The sequence below is a fragment of the Pseudoalteromonas sp. BZB3 genome (assembly GCF_040104455.1).
GTDB lineage: Bacteria > Pseudomonadota > Gammaproteobacteria > Enterobacterales > Alteromonadaceae > Pseudoalteromonas.
Genome location: NZ_JBECOS010000010.1, coordinates 147,169 through 167,723 on the forward strand (window position 1 = coordinate 147,169; position 20,555 = coordinate 167,723).

Below are 20,555 nucleotides of genomic sequence, written 5' to 3' on the forward strand. Positions count from 1 at the left end.
TGATAAATAGTGCCTAGAGCGTACTAAAGTATGAGAAGATGTGAACAAAGAATATTGTTTATAGTCAATATATTGGCTGGTTTTTAAACGGGCAGCTGTAAAAAGCGGCAAAACCCTGCCGAAGCAGGGTTTTGTCATTGCGAATTAAAGATAGTTATTTACTAACTCTTCAGCTATTTGCACGCTGTTAGTCGCTGCACCCTTGCGAGTGTTATCAGAAACCACCCATAGGTTTAAACCATGTGGGTGAGATATATCAGCGCGTAAACGACCAACATACACAGTATCATTACCGCTAGCGTCTGAAACAGGCGTTGGGTAATCGCTTTCGTCTTCAATGAGTTCAACACCTGGAGCATCGTTAAGTAACTGCTTAACCTGCTCTAAGTCATATGGTATGCGCGTTTCTAAATGAATGGCTTCTGCATGACCAAAGAACACTGGCACACGTACAGCTGTTGGGTTCACCATTACCGAACTGTCACCTAGAATCTTTTGCGTCTCCCACACCATTTTCATTTCTTCTTTGGTATAGCCATTTTCTTGGAAAGCATCGATTTGTGGGATCACGTTAAACGCAATTTGCTTAGGGAAAATGTCGTTTTCCATCGGACGTGCATTCATTAGGTTAGCTGTTTGCTTTGCCAGCTCATCAACCGCTTCTTTACCAGCACCAGAAACCGCTTGGTAAGTAGATACATTGATACGGTCAATTCCATAAGCATCGTATATAGGCTTAAGTGCCACCAGCATTTGAATTGTAGAACAGTTAGGGTTAGCAATAATGTTGCGATTTCTGAAGTCTGCCAAGTTATGTGCGTTTACTTCAGGCACAATCAATGGAACGTCATAGTCGTATCTAAAATGTGAGGTATTGTCGATTACAACACAGCCCGCTTCTGCGGCGATGGGTGCATATTTTTCAGATACGCTGCCACCTGCAGAGAATAAACCAATATGTGCGTTCGAAAAATCAAACTCTTCTACATCTAAAACCGTCACTTTTTCGCCATTAAAGTCAATTTCTTCACCCGCACTTCTACTGCTTGCAAGTGGGAAAAGCTGATCAACTGGAAACTTACGTTCTGCTAATGTTTCGATGATTTGACGACCAACAAGGCCTGTTGCGCCAAGCACGGCGACATTAAATTTCTGAGACATTTGACCTCATCCTATTCTGAAACTGTAAAACCAAGTGTTGCGAGTTGTTCCGCAAACTGACTACCATTATTTTTTACTGTTACTGTGCTGAATTCTCGTCTTACTGGATAAGACTTACGAAGGTGATCAAAACCCTTCTCTGACAGTGACTTTCTTAAAATGCCATCATCTCGTCTAAGATCGTAAACCAGATGAACAAGTCGACCTAAGTCGCCTTGGGTAAAATTATCTTGTAATGTGACTTCTGTGAACACAGGTTTTGGTAAAAAGTCACTTAACTGTTTCTCTGCTGGAATATTTAATAGACCACACACTTTTTGATACAGCATTTGCGTACCACGTGCCTTGCCCTCAAGGGTGTGTCCTGCGATATGCACACTGCTGTAACGTACAAAAGGCAATAACTCAGTTAAAATGTTTGGTTCGTTTTCCCATACATCTAACACTAGCTCCAACTGCTTTCCAGCTTGCATGCTTTCAAGAAGTGCTTGGTTGTCGATGACTTCGCCTCGGCAGGCATTAATGACCAGCATATTCTCTTTTAATTTTGCAATACGCGCTGAATCAATTAAATGCAAGGTTTTATGTTTACCTGTTTTAACTAATGGCACATGAAATGACACTATGTCAGATTGCGCTAATAGATCGTCTAGCTCAATGTGTTCTTCAAGTTCACCATTTTCAAATTTAATTGGGTCACACAACAATAAATTGATGCCACTGCCTTGCAGTTTTTCACGTAAACACTGACCAATGTTGCCTACTCCGACAATCCCTAGCGTTTTACCTTGCAAGCTTGTTGATGTTTCTTGTGCATAGGCATAAAGCGCACTGATCACGTACTCTGCCACAGCAATGGCATTACAGCCTGGCGCGCTGCTAAATGCTACTTCCTTGTCATCAAGTAATTCAGTATCAATATGATCGATACCTATGGTTGCAGTACCCACAAATTTTAGCTTTCTAGCATACTGTAATAGCTCAGCGTTAACTTTTGTTACCGAGCGAGTCAATAAGATATCAACGTCTTCGATTTGTTCCGGCTTGGCATTGCGCCCATCAAATCTCGTTACACTGCCTAAATCAGCAAAATATTCCTCAACTAAAGGCATATTTTGATCTGCCAAAATTTTCATCTATTTTTTTCCGTGGTAACTGCAAAAGCGCATTGTAACCGCGGTATCAATAAATTGCGACTCAGTGACTTTGATTAGACAGTTTTTATTGGCCAGATAACTGGACAAAACTGTTAAATCGTGCAAATTTCAAACTCATCAGATGACTTGCAATCATTAGCAGTTAGAGCTAGTCTAAAGCTTAGTGGTCAGACCACCATAACAAGGAAAACAATATGACTCTGATTTTTGTATTAATTTTAATCGCGCTACTCAGTGTCGCTAGCTATCACAGAGCTAGCTGGCATAGCTGCGTAGCGGTAGCTGGGGCAACCTTGCTAGTCGGTACTATTGCTGGTGCATTTGGTGCTTTATCTTGGCTTATTTTCTTAGCCATCGTATTGCCTTTATCACTAAGTAATATTCGTCAACAGTATATCAGTGGCCCGCTTTTCAAAGCATTTAAAAAGGTCACACCAACTATGTCAGAAACCGAGAAGTCAGCAATCGATGCGGGTACTACTTGGTGGGAAGCAGACTTATTCTGCGGTAACCCAGACTGGCGTAAGCTTCATCAATACCCTAAGCCTCGTTTAACGCCTGAAGAACAAGCTTTCTTAGACGGCCCGGTAGAAGAAGTATGTGCAATGCTTGACGATTGGAAAGCAACGCACGAATTAACAGATCTACCAGAAGACGTTTGGCAATATTTAAAAGACAACAAATTCTTCGCGATGATTATCAAGAAGCAATATGGCGGTCTTGAATTTTCAGCTTATGCGCAATCTTGTGTGCTACAAAAGCTAACCAGTAAATCGACTCTTCTATCTTCAATCGTTGGTGTACCAAACTCGTTAGGTCCGGGTGAGCTACTACAGCACTATGGTACGCAAGAGCAGAAAGACCATTATCTACCTCGCCTTGCCAAAGGTGATGAAATTCCATGTTTCGCATTAACGTCTCCTGAAGCAGGTTCTGACGCCTCTTCAATTCCTGATTTCGGTGTGGTTTGTAAAGGCGAATGGAACGGCGAAGAAACGCTAGGTATTCGTTTAACCTGGAATAAGCGTTACATCACGCTTGCCCCTGTTGCGACTGTATTAGGTCTAGCGTTTAAACTACGTGACCCTGATGGTTTACTGGGTGATGACAAAGAGCCTGGTATTACGTGTGCGCTGATCCCAACTAACACACCAGGTGTTAAAATTGGTCGTCGCCACTTCCCACTAAACGTGCCATTCCAAAATGGTCCAACGCAAGGTGAAGATATTTTCGTGCCTATCGACTACATCATTGGTGGCGCAAAAATGGCTGGTCAGGGCTGGCGCATGCTGGTTGAATGTTTATCTGTGGGACGTGTTATCACACTGCCTTCAAACTCTACAGGTGGTATCAAGTCGTTGGCACTTGCAAGTGGTGCATATAGCCGTATTCGTCGCCAGTTCAAATTACCAATCGGTAAGATGGAAGGTATCGAAGAAGCATTGGCTAAATTAGGTGGTTATGCCTACAGCACTGACGCTGCAGTTACAATGTCGACAGGTGCTGTCGACTTAGGTGAAAAGCCATCTGTTGTTTCAGCTATTCTTAAGTACCATTTAACTGAGCAGATGCGCGACTCTACCAAGCATGCGATGGACATCCATGGTGGTAAAGGTATCTGTTTAGGCCCTAACAACTATTTAGGCCGTGGCTACCAAGGCGCCCCAATTGCGATTACCGTTGAAGGTGCAAATATTCTTACTCGTAATATGATCATTTATGGTCAAGGTGCTATTCGCTGCCACCCATTCGTACTTGCTGAGCTAAATGCGGTATCAATGGAAGACAAACGCGAAGCGCTTAACAGCTTTGATAAGTCGCTAATGGGCCATATTGGTTTCACTATTTCGAACCTTGTGCGAACTAAGTGGCTTGCATTAACTGGTGCTCGTTTTACGAAAGTACCTTTCAATGACGAAACAGCTGATTACTATCGTAACGCAGCACGCTTCAGTGCGGCTTTAGCCTTTATGTCTGACATCTGCATGGCGGTATTTGGTGGCTCACTAAAACGCAAAGAACGTATTTCTGCACGTTTGGGTGACTTACTCAGCTATCTATATCTAGTGTCTGCGACGCTTAAGCGCTATAACGATGAAGGCCGTCAAATCGAAGATCTTCCGTTTGTACAGTGGAGCTGTCAAGAACACCTATATCTATGTCAGCGTGCATTGGCAGATCTAATCAACAATATGCCATTTGCACCATTGCGTTTCGCGCTTAAATTAATGCTATTCCCATTCGGTCGCCCTGTTCGCAAGCCGACTGATAAACTGGAGCAAAAAATAGCGCATTTACTGCAAACACCAAATAATGCTCGTAATCGTTTAGCAGCACACATCTACACAACTGATGAACCGTTAAACCTTATTGGCAAACAAGAACAAACGCTCAAAGATATCTTAGATATTGAGCCATTGTTCGATAAGATTTGTCGTGCAAAAGGTCAGAAAATACCATTCATGCAATTAGACAAAGTGGCTGCAGATGCACTTGAAGCAGGTATTATCTCTAAAAATGAAGCTGACAAGCTTGCAGCTGTTGAAGTTAAACGTCTTGCAGTTATTAACGTAGATGACTTTGACCCAGCTGACCTTTTAGCTGGCAAAGCTCGCGTGACTGAGACGAACTCAAGCGCAGCATAAGTTTGCTACTAATATAAAAAACGCCAGCAAATGCTGGCGTTTTTTATATTTAATTCTTCGTTTACTTGTAGGTCTGATTTCAGATTAGTGACACTTTCCAGTTTGGCACGCATTAAAGTTTTTATAATGACTGAAAGCGACGATTAAACTGCCAAAAATAGTTAGTAACTTCTCGCCTTCTGCAGGCATTAAATCGTGTGCAAAAAAAGCAGCAAATAAAAGGACAGTTATACCTAAAGAACCATATCCAAATAGCTGCCACTGCTTGTGCTTTTTACACCCTAAAGTAAGGCCTCCTAAGCTAGTCAGTAAAACCCCCAAAAGTAACCAACGATGAAACGATTCGTCACTGAAAAACATCGCGCTCACTGCCGGTAAAAGTGCCGTAATTAGAGGAAGTAGCAAGCAATGCACCACACAGAGTGCAGAAAAACTGATCGCAAACTTGTCTAACTTACTGGTTAAATCTCTCATTATGTATTGCCTTGTCCTATTGTCTAAAAACGATACCTAGCTGTTGAGTTTACACTAGGTACCGCAATCGATAGTTTACTTAAAAGACGCCTCTAACACCCAGAGCGAAACTTCTGCCAGGTCGTGGCGCTAACTCTTTCAAGAATGAGCTATGCACTCTCGCTTCTGTGTCTGTCAGGTTGTGACCTTTTGCATAGAAAGTAACTTCATGATCACCAACAGGCAAATGGTAGGCAATAGACGCATCAACCATAGTGTATCCATCTGTGGCTGTCTCAAGATAGGCAATCTTATCTTGCTTTTGATAGCGAATAACGTCTAGGTTTGCACTGAATTGACCTGTCTGATAGTTAAATTTAGTGCCAAAACGCAGTGGTGGGATCATAGGTAAATCACCACCTTTATCTAAACTCGCATTCACATAATCAGTGAAGAACTCAGTTTTTAGCTCGTTCGTTACTTGCCAAGCAAATTGTGCTTCGAAACCATATAAGGTGACATCATCTGTTTTGAAAACATATACAGGTAATTCGTCAGAATGTTCATCATGACCTTCATGATCGCCATGGCCGTGTTCACCATGTTCACCATGTTCACCATGTTCACCATGTTCACCGTGATCATGATGTTCATGACCGCTTGGCGCAAAAAATTCTGTCGGTGTCTGATAATAGTAATTATCAACTTTGTTATAGAATACATTGACTACAACACCAAAATCTCCCTCAAGCTTTCTAAAAGTTAGATCGATGTTGTTCGCCGTTTCTAGCTCAACACTCTGTTTTGTATCAAAATCAAAGTGCACATTTTCTGTTTCGTGCAAATCAAACATTGCACCAACTTCAAAAGTACGAGTGCCGATGTGAGGCCCAAATGAGAATAGTTCAGCAGCGGAAGGTGCACGTTGAGAGCGAGAAACCGATACACCTAAGTTATAGCCCGGCTTAAAGTCCCACACTAAGCCTGCAGACAGGCTAACAGGATTAAACTCTTGATCGACTGCGAAAACGCGACCCTCGGCGCCATGGTCATGGTCATGGTCGTGGTCGTGGTCGTGGTCGTGGTCGTGGTCGTGGTCGTGGTCGTGGTCGTGGTCGTGGTCATCATGCACATGAAGCTCAACTTCAGGCAACATGACTTTCGGTGCATCAATAGTTACACGTTCAACTCGTGCACCTAATTGTAATAAAACATCGTCAAAATGACGCTCTTCCATCCAAGCAAATGCCAAGGTTTCAGTTTCTGATGGCGGTGTAAATGCTTCAGCACCCTGCGCTGAAAAATCACTGCGCTTATAATGAAGGCTAAAGCCACCTCGCCAGCCATTCATATCACGATGAAGTGCATCAAACTTTGCTTCAACTGTTTCATTAGCGAAAATAGTACCCACTACTCCATGCTCTATTTCAGCATGTTCATAATCTGTGTAAGCAACACGTGTGTGTAAGCTATCAATGAGGCTATCTGTAAATTGCAGCTCACTTAATAACTGGATCCGGTCTTGATCAAGTTCAGCAAACACAGGTACTTCTTCATCACCATGGCTATGTCCAGGAATGCCATATTCACGTTCTAGCTTGCCAACAGATACACCCACATACCCATTATCTAGGATATAACTTGCACCTGCTGTAGCACCCTTTGATTCTTCGCCACTATTGGCAATTTTATCGCTGCCTTGCTCATCTGTTACTGGTACTTTGTAGTCATCTGACTCTCTATAAAAACCATCAAAATGCACGGCGATATTATTGCTACCAGCATTAATATTTACCGATGCTAGTTTCTGATTATCTACTGAGTCATGCTCTATTAGCCATTCCCCAGATTGCTCGACTTCTCTTGGTACGCGTTTATCAACAACGTTAACAACACCACCAATTGCACCACTACCGTAAAACAAGGTTGCAGGGCCTCGGAGTACTTCAATTTGCTCAGCCGTTGATGCTTCTGATGACACTGAGTGATCAGGGCCAACACGAGAAGCATCGCTTACATCTAAGCCATTTTGGGTAATTAAAACACGAGAGCCACTTAAGCCGCGGATAATTGGTGTGCTCGCCACGCCAGCATGGAAATTAGTATGTACACCCACCTCTTTGGCTAAGCTGTCACCCAAAGTTGCAGACTGTTGATTACGAAGCGCATCGCCTGATAAAACACTCACTGGCGTAGCTGACTCCATGTTTGATGCATGAAATGGACTTGCAACTACGTCAATCACTTCAATAGCTGAAGGTGTCAACGACACTTTTATATTTTTTAACCCTGATTCAGTTAAGTCGTAGCTCGAGTTAAAATGTGCAAAGCCAGAAGCTGCTGCATGTAATTCTACTTTTCCAGGCTTTATGTCAGCTAAAACAAATTCACCTTTTGAATTAGTTTCAACAGTTTGCAAACTGCCCATAATAGAAACTTTAGCTTTAGCAACTGGTTGATTATTCTTATCTAAAACAGTGCCTGAAACTTGGTTTGCAATTGCAGTATAAGGAAGTGCTGCTGAAAGTAGCAACATTACGGGTGATAACTTAAACATCAGTGCCTCAAGAAGAATAGGTTTAAAATTGATACAATATAACATACCTAAAATACACTATTTCTTGAGCTGCTAAAACCCGTTTTAAGAATTATTATTATTTAAAAACAATAAAGGCCCTTTCGGGCCTTAAGTTCAATTACATAAATTCATATTAAAAGATGACCATTAGCATGATGAAACTAATTGCCAATGAAGCCCAGACCACAGCCATAAATTGCGGCCTATTCTTACAAAACATCAGCACAAAAGGCGTGATCAATAAGCTCATCCACATACTCAAATGCGATGAAAAAAGGCTAAGCATAGGTAAAGTAAACATGCTCGATAGCGCAATCAAGTACATATACTGAGTTCGTTTTATTTGCGTGAACTGATTTAAAGTCTTCCAAAATAGTTGATGCTCTCGAACATGCTGGTTCGTCTCTATAAATAAACTTGACCACCATAATTGGTTTATTAACGCACCACCTAATGCATACCAATGCACAAGATCAGAGCGCTCAGTTACTATAATATAAACCGCCCAAAACACTAAACCGCTCATGGTAAAGCGCCAAGTGAGTGACCAAATATTATCTTTAAAATAGCTCAGCCAAAACGACCAAGGCGTGATAGTTATGTGATAAGAAAAATTGAGCCGTTTTGGTAAATATAATGAAATTAATAGCAATGCATTTAGCGCTAAAAAGAATGCCAAAGTTGATTCAAAAACGAATAGGCCAGAAAATGCGAGCATACTTGCCCAGATGACTGCTGCAGGTCTATACATTAATACAAGCGCAAAGCTAAGCTGAGTAAAGGCAAATGCAATATAATGTGGTGCACGGCTTAGCTTGTCTGCCCCCATTGATATCATTAAGAACACACTCAAACCGAACAATAAATGGCACATTACCAAAGTTGCAATATCACTCAGTATTTGCGGTAACTTATTTTTAAGTAATGTGGTATGAAAAGTGCGATGTTTTAGGTCTAAAATCGCAGGTTTTAACACCGTGAGTAATAAGGACTGAAAAATTAAGTATGCCAAACCGACTTGCATACTGACCACTTCACTGCTGCTTTGTACAATTTTACCTAAGCCAAAAAATAAGCCAGCAATAAGCCCAGGTAAAAATACATAAAACATCGTCATGAGCATAAGCACGAATTGCTGAAGCTGTTTGAATAGCTCATTGATGGCGAGGCTAAACGCCTGATGCCGGTATGAAAAGTAATGTTTCATAACGCTTACTCTACAAACAATGGCTGTTTATCGAAGCCAATTTCAACGAAGGGTTCTGGCTCATGACAACTAATTATTAATTGCCCTTTATATTGCTCAATCCATGCAAGTAACGCTTTTACACTATCGGCATCAAGCGCTGCACTGGGCTCATCTAAAATTAAATAATCACAGTGACGCATCATGGCATTAATTAATTGCAGTTTCTTTTGATTACCTGATGACAGCTCACCCACTTTAGTATCGAGAAACTGCTTGAAATGTAACATCTCACATAGCTGCTCTGGCCATTCACATTGCCAACTAGATTGTGTGAGCGTTAATATTTGTTTCGCTGTTAAAAATGTAGGAAAAGGGATTTTATCTGAGGCTATAGCAACCTGATTCTGTAATTGCGTAACCTTTTCGCCATCTAATAAAATGTCACCACTGTAATGAGGGTCGAGGCCAGCAATAATGGTAAATAATGTTGTTTTCCCCAAACCATTTTCGGCTTCAATACACAGCTTATTTGCATTAAAAGCGCTTGAGTAATTTTGAAAAACGATTTTATTCGCAAAGCTCTTGGTAAGATTTTTTACTTCAATCACACGGTACTCCTTTTTGAAGAGCATGACTGTAGCATATTTCGGGATAAAGATACGGGAAGAATAAAAGAAGTTTACTGGCAGCCTCTACAGGAATCGAACCTGTAACTACCCCTTAGGAGGGGGTCGTTATATCCATTTAACTAAGAGGCCAAGCCATTGATATTTATCATATATAGCTAATCGCTCAGATTCAAGCCCACAGGGCTTACTAAACTAAATTTTAAGCGACGAGAATTCAAATTAGATTATCGTGAAGACACTAAAATGTTTTCAGACCTTAGCACATACCAAGGGATCATTTTACTTGATGTTGCGATGACTTTCTTACTTTCAAGCGACATAACACGCGCATTCACTAGCACTCCTTTCTCACGATAAAGCATAGTGCCTGACAGCACGTATTCAGCATCATCAGAGTTAAACTTTGTTTTAGACTTCCGGCTGAATACGTAATCACCCGTACGAGAAATATGTCCGTTATCCATTAGTTTAGTATCGACAACTTGGTAGCCGAAGCGATGTAGTTGATGCATAAATGTTTCAGCAAGTTGGTTTCCTAACTGATCACTGGTTTGCAATGTTCCATCTAAACGTACAAATGAAGCCACAGCGAGCTCTGTCGACATATTCTGTGTTTCACTAAGTAAATCAGATAACTCAATGGCCATCTGCTCCACATAATTGTCGAGTTTTACAAAATGGTTCATCGGCACATAATCGGGCTTGGTTTGCTGCATTTCTTCGAGTTCAGGCTCAGGCTGCATTTGAGCAGTCATCTCATCAATGACCATTGACTGCTCATTCATCACAACCACAGATTGGCTCATGGTTGGCTGTCCCATTAATAAACTGCAGCCAGATAACATAAGTGATGCAATTGGCACTGAAAGCAAAATGAGAGATTTCATAAGGGTCCCCTATCGCGCGCTCGATTTCAGCATAATACCGTCAGTGCGCTCGCTACTTCCTAGCGCATCTAATACGGCTTGAGGAATTAAACCTTGGGCTGAACCCACAACAGCTTTACTTTGCAAGCCAACCACACGGACGTTAACTAATACACCCCCTTTGTGATTGACTAAAGTGCCAGCCATCACATACTGGAAGTTTTGCTCTTCATCTAGTTCTAGATAATCACGACTGAATACGAAATCGCCTTTTGGCGTGACGCGCATGTAGCCAGTTGTTTTGAAGTCGATAACAGGAATGCCGTATTGATAAAGTTCATGCATAAAGCTTTCTGAGATCTGGTTACCCAGTAGCGTACCCTCGTCGTACTTATCATCCAAAAATACAAAACTGGCAACAGCCAATGGCGTGTTTTGATTTACATATTTTAAGTTCGACGCTAAGTCTTGCATCATACCGCGAACATAATGGTTAATATTTTTCTTAGGACCATTGTGAGCACCAAACATTTGCTTTTGATCCGGTGCTTCTGCTTGGAAAAACTGATTGGTATTGAGAGGTGACTGAATACTACGCGTTACTTTGCTCGAATGGATAGTTTGCGCATTACTTTCATAACTCTCTTGCATTGCAGCGCAGCCCACAACAGATAATGCTAATAATGATGTTAACAGTGCTTTCATGTTCTGCTCCTAATTAATACTCTGCTCGGTATAGTTTGTCGTTGCGCATTTGTACTTTTTCGTCTGTCCACATGACATTAATCGGCACCTCGGTGAAAGCTGCTGATATCACTTGCCCGTTAAGCACGTTAACCAAGCGTGCATTAATCATGTTTGCATGCTCTTGTCGTGTGATCGTACCAAGGATCACGTAGTCAATGTTTTGACGAGTTCGAAGGCTATTGAGGTCTCGAGTCAGCATATCTTCATAACGTTCACTGACAGTGATTGAATTACTCAGTCTATGCTCAACCATGCTGTAACCCAATTGCGTCATTTGGGTTATCAGACTTTCTTGAATTTGCTGGCTCAGTCCACTGCTTTGTTGAACGGCAGTTTTTTGCCCCAACTCAGTTGCCATAGTGAAGCTCATTACGGCAATGCTGGCATTTCTCAATCTGCCCGCCTCACCTCGATATAACTGCGAAGCGAGGTTACTGGTGTATTGATGAAGTGAGAAACTAGACATGCCCTTTACCTCCATAGGTAAAGACCCCTCTACTCCTTTGGGGTTAGCAAGTTCTTCTTCTCGTTTAATCTCATTTAATAACTGGCAGCCACTTAATATCGTGATCAGGGCTAATATACACAGGCGCATGACAACTCCGCATAACTCTTTTCTTTGCAACAGCAAGAATCACGCCACAAGAAACTACAGCCAATCTCTTTGATTAAGGCCGCCAAACTGTGAAACAAAACAACTCACTTGATATTTCTGCCATTGCGAACAGACTGCTTGCGCTTGTTCTTTTGTTGCAAACGCACCAAATTTGAGTCGATAAAATTGTTGCTGACCAATTTGTTTAGGCTCAAGTCTCACTTCTTGTATTTCTTGGTCAGAATTCGCTAGCTTTACTCTCAATGTTTCATACACTTGTTTTGCTTTTTCTCTGCTTTTTACCGATGCAACCTGCACTGAATATTTTGCAGTTGATAAGTTACTGCTCGGTTCCTGAGTCGCAACTGTATCCAAAGCAGGCTGAGCGGAAGCCACTGCATGTTCTTGAACCGGTTTATCTACCTTAAAGAGGGAAATAACGACCTCTTCTTTTTTGTCTTTTCGTTGCGCTTGCGAAATAAGTGTGCTGTTTGGCTTATCCGCTGACTCTTCACTTTTGCCTTGCTTGTGTAGGTTATTATCGGCCAAAGTGAAGTTTGCTTTATCATTATTTGCAACAAGACGATTTAAATCACGCACTAAAACACCCAAAGTTTGCTCATAGGCGAGTAAGCGGTCTATGCCAGCCTTGTTTTCTTGCCATTGTCGAGCCATTTCTTTTAGTTGCAAATACTCCTGCTGAGTTAAAGTGACTGTTTGACCGTTTGAGCTTGCTTGCTGCTCTTTGGACATTGAAGCACAGCCATTAAGCGTAATTACACACACTAAAAGTAAGAAGCATGCCTTTATTTGTGATTTATTATTGTGTGAACTGAACATATTTAACCTCACAAGGTAACCCTTTACTTACTGCATCTACGCACAGTGCGGTGATTTTATCTTTATCGTCATAATCATATGAAACAGACAACAACCATGAACCATCGTTTTGTTTTATAAAGAACGGCGAAACACCCAGAATGTTGCGCCATTTATTTTTCACAAGCTGCCAGTACGCCTTCAAAATATCTAAATTATTGAACTGACCAACGACTGCAACATAACCTGAATAGCGCTGTAAATTTTTGAGCTGAATATTAACGTCAGAAAGCACATCACCACGAGGTGACAATGTCACTTTTGCTTGCGTGTTATACCCTAGCTGCTTTGTTTCTAACTTATGTTCATCAACAAAGATGTCGTACTCTCCTGGCCTAAGATCTGTAAACAAGTAATAGCCATCAAACTCAGATATCGTTTCAGCCACGACTACTTTATGCTTATCTTTTAATTGCAGCTTAGTGTGCACAATCGGTTTGCCATTCTCATGGTATAGAACACCTTCAATTTCACCGGAATAAACGACAGGAATATCTAATGACTCCATTGCCCCAGCCCTGGGTGTAAGTGAATAACCTTCATTAGCTGGCAACATGAAAGGATCTGAAAAACTGGTTTCGACGACTTCAATATCAGTGCGACGATTTGCCATAACACCAGCTAAAACAGCCACGCCCCGCTCATCTGTTTTTGCTTTTCGATACGACTGTATGGCTCTTACTGTGACATTTTCTAAAGGCGTTTCTGAGTCATCAAAGATGCCATTGTCATTTTCATCAAAGAAAACTCTAACAATAATGGTGCCTTTATCTGAGAGCCTTTGCTTAGAGCCAAAAAACTGTTTATTCATTTGGTTATAACCAAAGCTAAACCTAGTAGACAGTTGTAGCTGCCAATCATCATCGCTGTCATATTGCGCTGACGTGTTTAAAATAAAGTCATCAAAAGAGAAGTTAAGCCCAAGCTCGGTGCTTTCGAGGCCTGAATCAAAGGCACGCTTAAACCTGAGTTGCCCTCTTAAGGTATTATTGAAGTTGCGAATAAAGTCAGCTGAGTAATTACTTACTTTCAACTCTGGGTAAATATAATAACCAAGGTTAAACCTGACATATGAACGTCTTAAATTAGCTTTAAAGTTTAAGTTCCCAGAGCCATACTCATCTGTACCCTGCCAATACCAGTCAAGTTGATTGCCCAAAGCGTATTTTGAAAAGCGATAGTTAAGATCATGACTCAACCGAGATGCGCGTATTCCATTCGTATTTGTCACTTCAAGACTAGTTAAATAGTTTAATCGTGTGCGCTGTTTTTTATAAATATCACCAGCCAGAGTTGCTTTAAGCGTATTCACAGCGACTTCAGAAAAACGTTCTCTGCTTAATGCGAATCTAAAACGTTGCTCTGATACTAACAACCTAGCTGTGGCTTCACTCAAATAATTTTCAGAGTTACGACCTTGATGTGACAAGTTGAACAACATCCTTCCATTAGGTTTATAACTTAACCCTGACGCGAATTCCTGAGTTGCATTAGCCTCTTCGGTAAATCTTGAAGCCCCGACATAGGCACTTAGTTGATGAGAGAAAACATGTTCAAATCGACCTGAGAGCCTGACTTCACCAACATCAAAACCATTTTGTGTATCACTTAAAACACGCTTGCCATCTCTATTGATTGAAATAGCATAGGTGCTTTGCCCTACCTGTTCGACACCCTCACTGAAATAGCGCTCAGTGTATTTTTCAACTTGGCCTTCGGTCCCATACTTAACGACTTCAAAAATATTTTCACCGAACAGTAGTTCAATATTGTCGAAAAAAAATATCCCAGCTTGAATATCGAGTTTTTGATCTATCAAGATGCCATTCTGATACAGCTCTATGTCCCAGCCATCGTCTGCAACTCCATTAATTGACACACGCCCTGAGCTCGTTTTAGCTAGCAGCGGAGCATTAGTTAAGCTCACCCCTTGCGATAAACTACCAATTGCGCGCTCGCCAAATAAAATAGGTTGAATATCACCAAACTTAATCTCACTAGCACTCAAACCAAAAAGTGCACCTTGGGGAGATTGACGACTAAAGGTAAGCCTTGAGTCTTGAATTAGATCTCCGCTCTCTCCAGATAAGAAATATTCCGACCGTAAATAAGCTAATTCGTTTGACCCCGTCAGTGCATAACTTAATAAATGATCATTATCAGAAAATCTGTAGCGGGTATTTAAATCGAATAAAGGAGTAGATAAGGCTTGGTAACTGCTTTCAACCTCTGGAAATAAAGCACCACCTTGCGAAGACGTAGTGTTAATTTGCTGAGCTTGTCTGGCTAGTGCTTGTTCAACAGGAAAATAGCCTTTACCTTGGATTGTTAAAGACTGCTGAACATAGTCTGTGCTTAATTCAAAATCAAACCATGTTTGTAACTGGCGAATATCAACATAAAGTGACCCACCCTCAAACAACAGTGCGGTCTGCCCAAGCTGTTGCTTTTCACTATTAAGCACTAACTGATATGATTCAGCGTCAAGTAAAAAACGATTATCAGGATCTTTAAACCAGCCTTCAGCTTTATTGTTTGTATAAGATATTGGCAGAGAAAATAAATCTATAAAGCTCTCTAGCTCAACATAATACGCATGCGGGTTTTTAATTGCCGTTAGCTCGCCAATATAGTTTTGGTTTAAATTTGCTGATAAAAACAGCACTTCACCGACAGGGATATGCTCTCCTGATTGGGCATCTATTTGTTTGCTTGTCTTGGTGTTCTTTGCATCCGATAAGGTATTTTGTATAGAGCTCAGTAACTTGATCACTGAGCGTACATCAGTCGAAGCCTCAACTGATATAACAGAAGAAGCCAATAACAGGATACTGAGATAAGGCAAGTAAAAGCGCACGAAAGAGACGATGATTAGTTAATATCAATTTGCTGTTCGAAAAATACCTCTCCCTGATATTCTTTTTGTCCTGAGTACTTAAGCGTAAGTTTGCCAGCACCAGATAAACGATATCCATCAAGGAGTGTCATTGGTAATAAAGCCCGCTCAAGCTCTGAATGGATACTGTAATTTTCAATGATTCCAATTCGCTGTTTTTCAGCTTTCCCGCTTGGTGTAAAAAAAGCCTCGACCTTTCCAAAGCTGCTAAAGTGACCTTGCTTTACCATTGAGATTTTAAGTGTATCGTTTTCTTCTGCTCGCTTAAGGTCAAGCCCTGCCAATGAAACAACAGGTGTTTCTCTTCCGACTCGTAAAATAATGGGTAATGAATAATTAACTTGTATGTCTATATTAATGCCCTTTACACCCGCAGATGTCTGCTCAAGAGGTAAGGCACTCAATAATAAGTGAGAGCGGTATTCTCCCGGCGCGAGTGTTTTAGTTCGTCGCACTGAGAGTTTAATAATTTGTTTTTGACCTGGTGCTAAGCGTATTTGGCTTGGGCTCATTCTCACCATTGAACTTAAAGATTTATCATGGATGCCTTCTAAGTTTTTATACCCTCCTTCAGGCAAAGCAGCTCTTTCTTGCCAAGATAATCGGTAGCTCTGCACTTTATCTGAGTTATTCACCACTATTAATCGCTCTGCTCTTTGTCTTTCTTCGAAAGCGACTCTGGTGGGTGAAATCAAAATATTTGCACTCGCAGCAAACGAAGATGAAAGGCATGCTAAAAATATAAATAAAACAGAAAGGTATCTAAACAAAGTGGTAGCCTTAAAATCGAGAAAATTAGTATGAGAGTTCAATACTGACAGAGCCTTGATATTCTCCATCGTTATATACAGCTCCGTCTCCGGAGGTTTGTAAAATTGCGCCGATAACCAGCTCAATCTCACCATATGCATTAGTCTGAACCGTAGGCTTGAATAGTAATTGGTTAATAGAAAATGATGCCACACTCCCCTTTAACTCATAATTCATATTTGAACTACTAAAGCTAATTAAGGTATTGGCCGGTAAACCCTCAAAGAAGAGCCTTGCAGGATGGCCTCTTTCCATAATATGTATGTCATTGGTTGATGACATAGCACTATTAGTAGGCAATTTAAGAGTACTTACTCTGTCATTACTTGCGACAACTATGGTGCCAAAATCAAGTGATTCAAGCACATCAGCGAATACTGATGTGCTCACTAAAGAAAGCAAAAATATACTTCTAACCAATGACTGACCTTATTTTAGTAACTTACTGTAACAGCAACTGTACCTGTATATTCACCATCTACGTATTCTCCATCAATATCATCAGTCGTCAGCGTCGCACCTAAGTTAAACTCTGCGTTACCAGAACCATCTGTGGTGATTGTGCCTTGGTTTGTTGTTATTGCGATGTCTTGGTTAGCGTTTTGGCCCACTGTGGCATAAAGCGTAAATGCGGTGATCTTAAACACTGGAGTTGTACCAGGTCCAGTTGTCGCAAGCTCTACCGGTGTCGTACCAACATCTGGCAATTCAATCGTTAATGGCGTGTATTTCGTGGCCTCTGCGATTGTAAGCTGAGCAGGTTGTGCCGAGGCAGAATCTAAAATATCCATAATAGCTGGATCAGAGCCGCCAGCAGCCGTTGTTGAAATTTGTAAATTCGGGTTTGCAGGCACACTTAAAGCTGCCGCTGAAGATGCCTTTGATACTGCTCTCACTGTACCAAAATCTAATGTCTGCTTTACTTCGAGCTTAAACGTGTTTTGAACAGTTACTTTTGCATCAACATTTTGAGTCTGTGTGCTTGCGAACGATGAGATAGTGAAAAATGAAAGAGATAACCCTAATGAAAGAGCGATAAAATTTTTTGTCATAACCGTGTCCTTAATTAAATGCTAATAAGCGCCCTGTTAATCTAATGAGTTTTCGTTTTCCTTTAAACTCTTTGATAACCATCAAGAAAGTAGTAATTGCTTCTTGAGAAAAATCAATATAACAGAAAAGGGCTATAATTCTAAATTTAGTACTTTAGTTTATTATCTATTTTCTTCAACTGTGCACAATACGCCAATGTTATTAATAAAGGCACAGAGCCTAGTTGCATCATCTTTGTTTTTTACAGTCATTAAAGTAGGCACAAATCTACTTTGTGACCTCTGGGTTAGTTTTAATATTGTGCTAGTTAAAAGAGTCTCTAATTTAGGTAGATGTGTATAAACCTTGTTAAGTTGGGCCTTGGCACTGCTTTCACTGAATACTGGTTGTAAGCTTAGCTTGAACCCATGCGTTTTTTTTGTGTGTGAATTTTTTAGATGAAGCTTTTTATCTATCTTGTGTTGTTCAATTTTTGGTTTAGTACGCAAAGAAGTCGGAAGGCTTTGTAAATCACTTTGTTCAGATAACGCAGCAATCAAGACTTTAAGATCTTGTTCCATAGAAACCAAACGCTTCAATTCTTCTTTGTTGTTCTGAAGCTCTATTAAAAAGGCATCATCAGCAGTCTTTTTATTTGGTTGAGTTATTGAAACAGATGAGTTATGAGGGCTTGTACAAGCGATTAACACACAAAAAATAACAAGTAACGCAATGTGTCTCAGCATAAAACCTCTTAAGATCAGACAAAAAATTAAATCTCTTGATATTTTACAATGACAAAGTTTCAGATTCTAGAGAGCGAGTTAAGCGGAATATAACTTCAACTACTAAGTCATATTAAGATAGGAATAGAAGTGTGCCAACAGACTCTGAGCCATGACACACTAAATTACACTTATTCTTTTGATTAATTAAAGTAATTAGTTACTCGATCAAAAATACTCGCTGCACCAACCAACATAAATGGTAATGTAACTATAAATTTAACTTTTTTGTTTTTTATCGAAATAATTAAAACCAAAACAACTAAAGAAAATAAAAAAGGATAAATAATATAGTTCTCCGCTCTAAAAACTCATCATATCAGCAAACACTTAAAAACCTTCTAAAAAGTCAAGCATCATTACTATCAACTTTTTCCAACTTGTAATAAATTCCAATAAACCGGGTAAATATGAAATAAAAAAACAATGAAAATATAGACATATATACGGTAAGTTCTATTGCTTCAAATCCTCTGCTAGCACCGTAAACACCGACTAGGCCACCAATTATTGTCATAATAAAAGGTATGCTCTTCCTATGTATTCTTAGGTAAGTAGAGCAGCTTCTACACAAAATAATTTCTTGTCTCTTTAACATATCAATTTGCTTTTGTTTCATTTCAACGTTACATTTCGGGCAATATTTTTTCATGTTAAACATCCATATACCTAGTAATAACATTTAAATATTAATACCAATCAACTTATCAAAGAGTATAATTCAAACAAAAACATTAACGCGCAAATAGATATAGGTAAAAATAAATATATTTTACTCTTGGCATGAGGAATAAGCTCATCAATCTCTTTTATACTCTTACATAATAACAACTTTGGATTGTCCATTAAAAATAACGAAAATATACTCCCTGAGAACAGTACTATTGATAGCTTGAAATTAGCTGAATATAGATAAAACCCTAAGAAAAGATTTAAAAATGAAGTAAAGCAAGCGATCCTAACAAGTGTTTTTTGTTTCATATTACAAACTACTACGAGTGGGCTGCTTATTAAAGCAGCCTTCAAACTTAACTAGAAAGCCAATTTAACCAATAACAAACAAGTAAAAACTGCATTGAAAATACCATTTAAAAAATGAAAGTTAAATTTTCAAAAAAGTAAATCAGAAAAACCTATGCAGGAATTACTAAACTTCATTTTCATCCACTTCTTCCAAGCTATAATAAAACCCAATAAATCGGGTGAATATAAAATAAAAAAACAATGAGAATATGGACATAAACAATACAAGATATGTAGTATCCACCCCTCTACTAGCACCGTAAACACCAACTAAACCACCAATTGTTGCCATAATAAAAGGTATACTCTTCCTATAAACCCTTAAATAAGTAAAACAATCTCTACACAAAATAACTTCTTGTTTCTTTAACATATCAATTTGTTTTTGGCTTATTTCAGCGTTGCATTTCGGGCAATGTTTTTTCATTTTAAGCCTCCTAAAAATGGAGTTACATTAGTAACTCCAAGTACTAAAATTAAGCGCAATTATTAGGGTTATCTTTACAATAATCCCTATAATTGGCTCCACTATCCTTAATTAGCCGCTTCTCTTTAGCTTGTCTCCCAGCGATATAGCCACCAACGAAAGCTCCGGCAATCCCTGCGATAACTAAAACCCAGCCGCCATTTACATAACTTAATTCTGTTTTAGATAGCTCTTTCATTAGCTATTACCTATGTCATAACCTTTTGCACCTGCATAACCTCCACCTGTGGCTGCTGCAAAAGCCTTTGTTGCTGAATGCCTTAATAACTTTTTCGCTGCATATCGAACCACATAACCACCTAGCCAAATAATTGGATGGCCCCCATTAACTTCCTCTATTTCTTTTACGTTTAATTCACGCATAGTATATACTCCATATATCCGAACTTTCTGACAGGCTCGGAACAGTTAAGTGCTATCCTTATTTAATAGCGTTTAATTTGGCTAGTTTTAGTTTCATTCTAAGCTGACTAAAACTAGCCTCCCTTCTCCTAGACTCGCAAAAATATAACGAGTAAAGAAAATCCATTTTTAAAAAAACTACTTTCCTCAAAAGTTATAAATAACTAGAAGACCAATAATAAAGTTACAATATAAAAAGCCACTTCTTGAATAATTAAAAG

The 20,555-nt window shown here is 39.8% G+C and carries 19 protein-coding genes and 1 tRNA gene; 1 reads left to right on the plus strand and 19 read right to left on the minus strand.

Annotation, left to right across the window (positions count from 1 at the left end; genetic code table 11):
* Positions 1-144: 144 nt before the first annotated feature.
* Both ABMY35_RS11025 and ABMY35_RS11030 read right to left on the minus strand, forming a co-directional pair.
* Positions 145-1,161 carry an aspartate-semialdehyde dehydrogenase gene (locus ABMY35_RS11025; protein ID WP_349286241.1) on the minus strand — a complete coding sequence of 339 codons (1,017 nt, stop codon included), beginning with the start codon at positions 1,159-1,161 and terminating at the stop codon, positions 145-147.
* A gap of 11 nt (positions 1,162-1,172) precedes the next feature.
* A complete protein-coding gene (locus ABMY35_RS11030) occupies positions 1,173-2,297 on the minus strand; it encodes a 4-phosphoerythronate dehydrogenase (RefSeq protein ID WP_349286242.1) in 1,125 nt (374 codons plus the stop codon).
* A gap of 215 nt (positions 2,298-2,512) precedes the next feature.
* Between ABMY35_RS11030 and fadE the strand changes: the two genes are divergently transcribed.
* Positions 2,513-4,963 carry an acyl-CoA dehydrogenase FadE gene (gene fadE, locus ABMY35_RS11035; RefSeq protein ID WP_349286243.1) on the plus strand — a complete coding sequence of 817 codons (2,451 nt, stop codon included), beginning with the start codon at positions 2,513-2,515 and terminating at the stop codon, positions 4,961-4,963.
* Positions 4,964-5,047: 84 nt separating this feature from the next.
* On the opposite strand, the gene ABMY35_RS11040 is transcribed toward fadE, so the two are convergent.
* The 17 genes from ABMY35_RS11040 to ABMY35_RS11120 form a co-directional block, all read right to left on the minus strand.
* Entirely contained in the window at positions 5,048-5,437 is a 390-nt protein-coding gene (locus ABMY35_RS11040; protein WP_130255750.1) for a MerC domain-containing protein, read from the minus strand.
* Positions 5,438-5,516: 79 nt separating this feature from the next.
* Positions 5,517-7,973 (minus strand): TonB-dependent receptor, encoded by a 2,457-nt coding sequence (locus tag ABMY35_RS11045; RefSeq protein WP_349286244.1) that lies wholly within the window; start codon positions 7,971-7,973, stop codon positions 5,517-5,519.
* 154 nt (positions 7,974-8,127) lie between these two features.
* Positions 8,128-9,201, minus strand: a complete 1,074-nt coding sequence (locus ABMY35_RS11050; RefSeq protein WP_349286245.1) for a DUF6136 family protein — start codon at positions 9,199-9,201, stop codon at positions 8,128-8,130.
* A gap of 5 nt (positions 9,202-9,206) precedes the next feature.
* Complete coding sequence (locus ABMY35_RS11055) at positions 9,207-9,791, minus strand: ATP-binding cassette domain-containing protein (RefSeq protein ID WP_349286246.1); 585 nt, start codon at positions 9,789-9,791, stop codon at positions 9,207-9,209.
* A gap of 75 nt (positions 9,792-9,866) precedes the next feature.
* Positions 9,867-9,941 (minus strand) — tRNA-Arg (locus ABMY35_RS11060).
* A gap of 95 nt (positions 9,942-10,036) precedes the next feature.
* Positions 10,037-10,699 (minus strand): FlgO family outer membrane protein, encoded by a 663-nt coding sequence (locus ABMY35_RS11065; RefSeq protein ID WP_349286247.1) that lies wholly within the window; start codon positions 10,697-10,699, stop codon positions 10,037-10,039.
* A 9-nt stretch (positions 10,700-10,708) separates the two neighbouring features.
* Positions 10,709-11,329, minus strand: coding sequence for a FlgO family outer membrane protein (locus tag ABMY35_RS11070; RefSeq protein WP_349286467.1), 621 nt, complete (start codon positions 11,327-11,329; stop codon positions 10,709-10,711).
* A 67-nt stretch (positions 11,330-11,396) separates the two neighbouring features.
* Entirely contained in the window at positions 11,397-12,020 is a 624-nt protein-coding gene (locus ABMY35_RS11075; RefSeq protein ID WP_349286248.1) for a FlgO family outer membrane protein, read from the minus strand.
* Positions 12,021-12,074: 54 nt separating this feature from the next.
* Positions 12,075-12,860 carry an SPOR domain-containing protein gene (locus ABMY35_RS11080; protein ID WP_349286249.1) on the minus strand — a complete coding sequence of 262 codons (786 nt, stop codon included), beginning with the start codon at positions 12,858-12,860 and terminating at the stop codon, positions 12,075-12,077.
* On the minus strand, positions 12,841-15,720 hold the full coding sequence (locus ABMY35_RS11085; protein WP_349286250.1) for a hypothetical protein: 2,880 nt from the start codon (positions 15,718-15,720) through the stop codon (positions 12,841-12,843). Before ABMY35_RS11085 ends, ABMY35_RS11080 begins: the two co-directional genes overlap by 20 nt.
* Before the next feature lie 50 nt (positions 15,721-15,770).
* Entirely contained in the window at positions 15,771-16,490 is a 720-nt protein-coding gene (locus tag ABMY35_RS11090; RefSeq protein WP_349286251.1) for a molecular chaperone, read from the minus strand.
* A 100-nt stretch (positions 16,491-16,590) separates the two neighbouring features.
* On the minus strand, positions 16,591-17,025 hold the full coding sequence (locus ABMY35_RS11095; RefSeq protein WP_349286252.1) for a DUF4402 domain-containing protein: 435 nt from the start codon (positions 17,023-17,025) through the stop codon (positions 16,591-16,593).
* A gap of 14 nt (positions 17,026-17,039) precedes the next feature.
* The gene (locus ABMY35_RS11100; RefSeq protein WP_349286253.1) at positions 17,040-17,657 is read right to left on the minus strand and encodes a hypothetical protein; all 618 of its coding nucleotides are present in this window, start codon (positions 17,655-17,657) and stop codon (positions 17,040-17,042) included.
* Positions 17,658-17,819: 162 nt separating this feature from the next.
* Positions 17,820-18,347: a hypothetical protein gene (locus ABMY35_RS11105; RefSeq protein WP_349286254.1), complete on the minus strand. Its 528-nt coding sequence runs from the start codon at positions 18,345-18,347 to the stop codon at positions 17,820-17,822.
* Positions 18,348-19,569: 1,222 nt separating this feature from the next.
* Positions 19,570-19,872 carry a hypothetical protein gene (locus tag ABMY35_RS11110; RefSeq protein WP_349286255.1) on the minus strand — a complete coding sequence of 101 codons (303 nt, stop codon included), beginning with the start codon at positions 19,870-19,872 and terminating at the stop codon, positions 19,570-19,572.
* A 49-nt stretch (positions 19,873-19,921) separates the two neighbouring features.
* Positions 19,922-20,110, minus strand: coding sequence for a YrzE family protein (locus tag ABMY35_RS11115; protein ID WP_349286256.1), 189 nt, complete (start codon positions 20,108-20,110; stop codon positions 19,922-19,924).
* A complete protein-coding gene (locus ABMY35_RS11120) occupies positions 20,110-20,295 on the minus strand; it encodes a hypothetical protein (protein WP_349286257.1) in 186 nt (61 codons plus the stop codon). The genes ABMY35_RS11115 and ABMY35_RS11120 overlap by 1 nt, the downstream gene beginning before the upstream one ends.
* Positions 20,296-20,555: the final 260 nt, after the last annotated feature.

Excerpts from the sequence above, each read along its gene's own strand:
- ABMY35_RS11115 (WP_349286256.1), bottom strand. The coding sequence starts at position 20,110 with ATGAAAGAGCTATCTAAAACAGAATTAAGTTATGTAAATGGCGGCTGG.
- fadE (WP_349286243.1), top strand. The coding sequence starts at position 2,513 with ATGACTCTGATTTTTGTATTAATTTTAATCGCGCTACTCAGTGTCGCT.
- ABMY35_RS11065 (WP_349286247.1), bottom strand. The coding sequence starts at position 10,699 with ATGAAATCTCTCATTTTGCTTTCAGTGCCAATTGCATCACTTATGTTA.
- ABMY35_RS11075 (WP_349286248.1), bottom strand. The coding sequence starts at position 12,020 with ATGCGCCTGTGTATATTAGCCCTGATCACGATATTAAGTGGCTGCCAG.
- ABMY35_RS11120 (WP_349286257.1), bottom strand. The coding sequence starts at position 20,295 with ATGCGTGAATTAAACGTAAAAGAAATAGAGGAAGTTAATGGGGGCCAT.
- ABMY35_RS11110 (WP_349286255.1), bottom strand. The coding sequence starts at position 19,872 with ATGAAAAAACATTGCCCGAAATGCAACGCTGAAATAAGCCAAAAACAA.
- ABMY35_RS11050 (WP_349286245.1), bottom strand. The coding sequence starts at position 9,201 with ATGAAACATTACTTTTCATACCGGCATCAGGCGTTTAGCCTCGCCATC.
- ABMY35_RS11070 (WP_349286467.1), bottom strand. The coding sequence starts at position 11,329 with ATGCAAGAGAGTTATGAAAGTAATGCGCAAACTATCCATTCGAGCAAA.
- ABMY35_RS11080 (WP_349286249.1), bottom strand. The coding sequence starts at position 12,860 with ATGTTCAGTTCACACAATAATAAATCACAAATAAAGGCATGCTTCTTA.
- ABMY35_RS11040 (WP_130255750.1), bottom strand. The coding sequence starts at position 5,437 with ATGAGAGATTTAACCAGTAAGTTAGACAAGTTTGCGATCAGTTTTTCT.
- ABMY35_RS11030 (WP_349286242.1), bottom strand. The coding sequence starts at position 2,297 with ATGAAAATTTTGGCAGATCAAAATATGCCTTTAGTTGAGGAATATTTT.
- ABMY35_RS11045 (WP_349286244.1), bottom strand. The coding sequence starts at position 7,973 with ATGTTTAAGTTATCACCCGTAATGTTGCTACTTTCAGCAGCACTTCCT.
- ABMY35_RS11100 (WP_349286253.1), bottom strand. The coding sequence starts at position 17,657 with ATGACAAAAAATTTTATCGCTCTTTCATTAGGGTTATCTCTTTCATTT.
- ABMY35_RS11025 (WP_349286241.1), bottom strand. The coding sequence starts at position 1,161 with ATGTCTCAGAAATTTAATGTCGCCGTGCTTGGCGCAACAGGCCTTGTT.